The organism is Mycobacterium sp. E1715 (assembly GCF_001667625.1).
Lineage (GTDB): Bacteria > Actinomycetota > Actinomycetes > Mycobacteriales > Mycobacteriaceae > Mycobacterium.
Window position 1 is genome coordinate 1 of record NZ_LZJJ01000311.1, and the last position, 2,190, is coordinate 2,190.

Sequence of the window (2,190 nt, forward strand, 5' to 3'; positions counted from 1 at the left end):
CGACATCGAGCCCAACCTCAAGCCCGGTGACGCGCTGTTCTTCGGGCACGGTCTCAACATTCACTTCGGTCTGATCAAGCCGCCCGCCGATGTGACCATCGCGATGGTGGCCCCGAAGGGTCCCGGCCACCTGGTGCGCCGCCAGTTCGTCGACGGCAAGGGCGTGCCCTGCCTGATCGCGGTCGACCAGGACCCGAACGGCAACGGCGAGGCGCTGGCGCTGTCCTACGCCAAGGCCATCGGCGGCACCCGGGCCGGCGTCATCAAGACCACGTTCAAGGACGAGACCGAGACCGACCTGTTCGGCGAGCAGGCCGTGTTGTGCGGCGGCACAGAGGAATTGGTGAAGACCGGTTTCGACGTCATGGTTGAGGCGGGCTACCCGCCGGAGATGGCCTACTTCGAGGTGCTGCACGAGCTCAAGCTGATCGTCGACCTGATGTATGAGGGCGGCATCGCCCGGATGAACTACTCGGTGTCCGACACCGCGGAGTTCGGCGGGTATCTGTCGGGTCCGCGGGTCATCGACGCCGGGACCAAAGAGCGCATGCGTGAGATCCTGCGCGACATCCAGGACGGCACCTTCACCAAGAAGCTGGTGGCCAACGTCGAGGGCGGCAACAAGCAACTCGAGCAGCTGCGCAAGGAGAACGCCGAACACCCGATCGAGGTGACCGGCAAGAAGCTGCGCGACCTGATGAGCTGGGTCGACCGGCCGATCACCGAGACCGCGTAACCGGCGGGCCGCGCTGCCGACTGCCGGCCGCCCTGCCGCGGCTGCGAGACATAAACCACGGCGACCGTTTACGGCGTCCTCTCTCCGCCGAGCGTGAAGCTGTTGCGAATTTCTTGGCTTATTCTCGCGACAGTTTCACGCTCGGCGCGGGCGCCGCTCAAGCACCCAGCCGGCCGGCGGTTTCGACCACGCGGCGGGCCAGGTGGTCCAGGGCGTTCCCGGTGGCCCCGTCGAATTCGTGAATGTTGTCGTGGGTGGAGACCAGGCTCACCCCGTACGGGTTGCCGTCGACGAACTTGACCGGGTCGGTGTAACCGGGCGGCACAATGATGCCGCCGAAATGCATCAGAGTGATGTATAGCGACAGCAGGGTGGTTTCCTGACCGCCGTGCAGCGTGTTGGACGACGTGAATCCCGCGTACACCTTGTCCGCGAGCTTGCCCTCGGCCCACAGCCCGCCGAGCGAGTCCAGGAAGTTGCGCAATTGCGCAGCGGGAGAGCCGAAGCGGGTCGGCGAACCGAAGATCACCGCGTCGGCCCAGACGATGTCCTCACCGGATGCCGCCGGAAGGTCCTTGGTTGCTTCGTAATTCGCGGTCCAGGCCGGGTTCTGCGCGAACGATTCCGGGTCGCGGGTCTCGGCGACGTGCCTCAGCCGGACTTCGGCGCCGGCGGACTCGGCCGCGGCGGCCACGCGTTGCGCCATCGCGGTGTTATGCCCGGTGGCCGAATAGTAGATGATCGCGAGTTTGGTCATCAGCGCATCGTAGGACCTCGCCGGCCCGCGCCCAACGGCCGTCGGTGCAGGTTACGGCAGTGGTGAGCCCGTCGAGGCCCGTCAAACGCAGCCGTTAGGCTGGCCGGGTGAATCTGCCTGTTGTATTGATCGCCGACAAACTCGCCCAATCGACTGTCGCAGCCCTGGGAGACCAGGTCGAGGTGCGCTGGGTAGACGGGCCGGACCGGGAGAAGCTGCTGGCCGCGGTGCCGGAGGCCGACGCGCTGCTGGTGCGCTCGGCCACCACGGTGGACGCCGAGGTGCTGGCGGCGGCCCCCAAGCTGAAGATCGTCGCCCGCGCCGGGGTCGGGCTGGACAACGTCGACGTGGACGCCGCGACCGAGCGCGGCGTGCTGGTGGTCAACGCGCCCACCTCGAACATCCACAGTGCCGCCGAGCACGCCCTGGCGCTGCTCTTGGCCGCCGCCCGGCAGATCCCGGCCGCCGACGCCTCGCTGCGCGAGCACACCTGGAAGCGGTCTTCGTTCAACGGCACCGAAATCTTCGGCAAGACGGTCGGCGTGGTGGGGCTAGGCCGGATCGGGCAGTTGGTCGCCCAGCGGTTGACGGCCTTCGGCACCCACCTCGTCGCCTACGACCCCTACGTCTCGCCGGCGCGGGCTGCGCAGCTGGGCATCGAACTGCTGCCCCTCGACGACCTGCTGGGCCGCGCAGA

At 67.6% G+C, this 2,190-nt stretch carries 3 protein-coding genes; 2 read left to right on the forward strand and 1 reads right to left on the reverse strand.

From position 1 onward, the window contains the following. On the forward strand, positions 1-736 hold a 736-nt coding region (ilvC, locus tag A9X03_RS15730; protein ID WP_067889261.1), incomplete at its 5' end, for a ketol-acid reductoisomerase. 157 nt (positions 737-893) lie between these two features. Here ilvC and wrbA read toward each other — a convergent pair. Beyond that, positions 894-1,493: an NAD(P)H:quinone oxidoreductase gene (gene wrbA / locus A9X03_RS15735; RefSeq protein WP_068261787.1), complete on the reverse strand. Its 600-nt coding sequence runs from the start codon at positions 1,491-1,493 to the stop codon at positions 894-896. 107 nt (positions 1,494-1,600) lie between these two features. Here wrbA and A9X03_RS15740 point away from each other — a divergent pair. After that, a partial coding sequence (locus tag A9X03_RS15740; protein WP_304442284.1) for an NAD(P)-dependent oxidoreductase occupies positions 1,601-2,190 on the forward strand: 590 nt, incomplete at its 3' end.

Bases quoted from the DNA above. Each gene is read 5' to 3' on its own strand.
- wrbA (WP_068261787.1), bottom strand. From the start codon at position 1,493: ATGACCAAACTCGCGATCATCTACTATTCGGCCACCGGGCATAACACC.